This window comes from uncultured Methanobrevibacter sp. (assembly GCF_902771435.1).
Lineage (GTDB): Archaea > Methanobacteriota > Methanobacteria > Methanobacteriales > Methanobacteriaceae > Methanocatella.
The window spans coordinates 1-3,360 of record NZ_CACXXB010000079.1 but is presented as its reverse complement, the minus strand read 5'-3'; the positions used below and the strand labels follow the sequence as shown (position 1 = coordinate 3,360).

Genomic DNA, 3,360 nt, shown 5'->3' with positions numbered 1-3,360 from the left:
GGTACAACTTGCATTGCAGCAGTTCAAAACAATCGTAGCTATATTGCTTATGACATTAAAAGGGAATATGTTGAATTGGCTGAAAAAAGAATTTCCAATCAAAAATTTATTTAATAATGTTATTCAAATATAATTATCAAAGAGTAGTTGTGGGATTATTATGGACACACCAATTGTTATATTAAACTATAAAACTTATTTGGAATCAAGTGGTATGAATGCATTAGAACTTGCACATGACTTAGAAAGCGCTGCAAGTGAATCTGGAATTACTATGGTTGCAGCTCCACAGGCTGCTGATATTTATAGAATTAGTGAAGAAACTTCCATTCCAATTTTTGCTCAACATATAGATCCGATTTCTCCAGGTGGACACACAGGATCCAACTTAATCAATACTTTAATTGATGCTGGAATAAGCGGTTCTTTAATTAATCATTCAGAAAATAGGATGAAGTTGGCTGACATCGATGAAGTTGTAAAATTATGTAAAGCCAATGGAATTGAATCATGTGTTTGTACTAACAATATTGAAACTTCAAAAGCTATTGCTGCTCTTGCACCTACTGCAGTAGCTGTTGAACCTCCTGAATTGATAGGTACTGGTATTCCTGTTTCACAAGCTCAACCTGAAGTTGTTGAAGATTCAGTAAAAGAAGTTAAAGCCATCAATAAAGATGTTAAGGTTTTATGTGGTGCTGGAATAACTACTGGTGATGACATGAAAGCTGCTATGGATTTGGGTGCTGATGGAGTATTGCTTGCATCCGGAATTATTAAAGCAGAAAGTCCAAAAGAAGCCTTACTTGATTTGGTAAGTAAATTGTGATGATGTGAGATAATGGTGGATTTTAATACAATTGATGATTTTGACATTGAAGATAAAACTGTATTGGTTAGGATTGATATTAACTCTCCGGTAGATCCGAGCTCTGGGATTATATTGGATGACACTCGATTAAAATTGCATGCTCAGACTGTTAAGGAATTGTCTAATAAAGGGGCTAAAGTAGTACTTCTTGCTCATCAAAGCCGTCCGGGCAAAAAGGATTTCACAACCTTGTCCCAACATGCACAGGCATTGTCAGATATTCTAAATTTAAGGGTTAAATACGCTGATTCATTATTTTCCAATGCTGCTAAAGAAGCAATCAAATCTCTTAAGCCGCATGAAATTTTATTACTTGAAAATGCACGTTTCTTTTCAGAGGAGTCCCTTTCAAGAACTCCTGAAGAACAGTCAAAAACTTTACTTGTAAGGCATTTGTCTCCATTAATCGATTACTTTGTAAATGATGCTTTTGCAGCTGCTCATAGATCTCATGCATCATTGGTTGGTTTTACTGTTGATACTCCTTCAGCTGCGGGACGTGTTATGGAAAAAGAATTGACTGTAATTCAAGATGCGCTCGATAATGTGGAACATCCATGCGTATTCCTGCTTGGTGGAATGAAGCCTGAAGATTCCATTGATGTTATGGAAAACGTATTGAGCAACGGTACTGCAGATTCCATATTGACAACAGGTATTGTTGGAAACATTGTTTTATGGGCTGCAGGCGTTGATATCGGTCAGGTTAATAAGGATTTCATTGTAAGCAGAGGATATGAGGATATGGTCGAAAAAGCCAAAGAATTAATCGATAGATTTGGCGATAAGGTAAAATATCCTATTGATGTTGCTTGTGATATTGACGGTCAAAGGGTTGACATTGATTTTAAAGAAATTCCTAATAAATCCATTTTTGACATTGGTGTTAAGACTATTTCATATTATGCAAAAGAAATCAGGGACGCCAAATATATATTCGCTAATGGTCCTGCAGGTGTATTTGAAGATCCTAAATTTTCAATGGGTACTGAAGACTTAATTAATGCTATGGCTACCTCAAAAGGTTTCACTTTAATTGGTGGAGGTCATATTGCTGCAGCTACTGCTGGTTTGGGTCTTGAAGAACATATGAGCCATTTAAGTAGTGGTGGCGGAGCTTGTATTAGTATGTTGGCAGGTAAAAAGCTTGCTGCTGTAGAAGCTTTGAAAAATAGTAAAAAATAATATTTTTTTTACTTTTATATCTTTTTTTAATGGATTTGTCAATAAATCGGTAATTTTTTAATTTTCTCTATTTAATCCTTGGGAGATTTTTAACTAAATCTTCCACACACTACAAACTATTTTTTAGCTTAAAAAGCCTATGATTGCAGTTAATGTAAACACGCTTAAAACAACATTTGTAAATGTTAAAGATCCCATCAAATCAGCATCAAGGCCATATTCTATAGCAAGCACCAGAGCATTTCCTGCAGTTGACATTCCTGCTTCAAGAATTGCAATGTTAAAAGCCATACCTGATATCTTGAATATTGAAAGCAGTCCAAACATTATCACAGGAGCAATCACCAGCTTAATGACAGATACTGCTATTGAAGGGGAGAGATAGTTTTTCACATTTCCAAAATCAAGTGAAAGACCCAGTGACAGCATGATTAATGGTATTGTAGCCTGTCCGAAATAGTTTAGAGTGTTTTCAACAACATAGATTAACGGAATATTGAAAACATTAAATATTAATGCAAATATCACTGCCCAGACCGGAGTAAAGGTCAGTGCTTTTTTTAATGCTTCCTTTCTGTTGCCTCCGAATTTAGTTGCAAGGATAACGCCGTAGAGAACTACCCATGATGATGTTGCAAGATCATAAAACACTGCATTGATAAATCCTTCATTTCCAAAAACCCCTAATGATACTGGAAATCCTATAAACCCAGTATTCATGATTGATGCTGCAATAATTATTGTCCATGTGGTCTTTTTAGAGTAATTTCTCACTCTGCAGTAAGCATATGCTATGACTATAAGTATGCATGTTAGGGTAAAACCCAGAACAGGTAAAAAGAGCATGTTATGAGATATCTGGGCATCATACAGATTTATAAAAATCATTGCAGGAAGTGCAATGTATAAAACAATCTTTGAAAGAAGTTCCCTATCTGATTTTTTTAGAAAACCCTTTTGCCTTAAAAATACTCCTAACAGAATCATTATTGTCGGCACTAAAATAACTTCAATTGGACTTGCCATCTAAACTTCCCCAATTAATCATTTTTATATTATTATTTAATTTTTTTTATATAAGATAATCATTATTTTAAATTGAATTTAGGTTAAAAATCATGACTTTCAATAATGAAAGTTCAATTTACTACAAAAATAAGAAAAATAAGAAAAACTATCAATAATTTAAATTATTGACAAAACCCTTAAAATAAATAAATTAGCTATTAAAAATATTTAATAGCTCTTCGGATGATTTTTTAGGATTATCAGAACTCATTATTGCACTAACGACGGATAATCCG

Annotated in this window: 3 protein-coding genes; 2 read left to right on the top strand and 1 reads right to left on the bottom strand. The window is 34.0% G+C overall.

The window, feature by feature from the left end:
- Window positions 1–160 precede the first annotated feature (160 nt).
- Together tpiA and QZU83_RS10465 are read left to right on the top strand one after the other, a co-directional pair.
- Entirely contained in the window at window positions 161–829 is a 669-nt protein-coding gene (gene tpiA / locus QZU83_RS10470; protein ID WP_292606434.1) for a triose-phosphate isomerase, read from the top strand.
- A 9-nt stretch (window positions 830–838) separates the two neighbouring features.
- Window positions 839–2,056: a phosphoglycerate kinase gene (locus QZU83_RS10465; protein ID WP_295611929.1), complete on the top strand. Its 1,218-nt coding sequence runs from the start codon at window positions 839–841 to the stop codon at window positions 2,054–2,056.
- A gap of 123 nt (window positions 2,057–2,179) precedes the next feature.
- On the opposite strand, the gene QZU83_RS10460 is transcribed toward QZU83_RS10465, so the two are convergent.
- Window positions 2,180–3,082, bottom strand: a complete 903-nt coding sequence (locus QZU83_RS10460) for an AEC family transporter (RefSeq protein WP_295611928.1) — start codon at window positions 3,080–3,082, stop codon at window positions 2,180–2,182.
- Window positions 3,083–3,360: the final 278 nt, after the last annotated feature.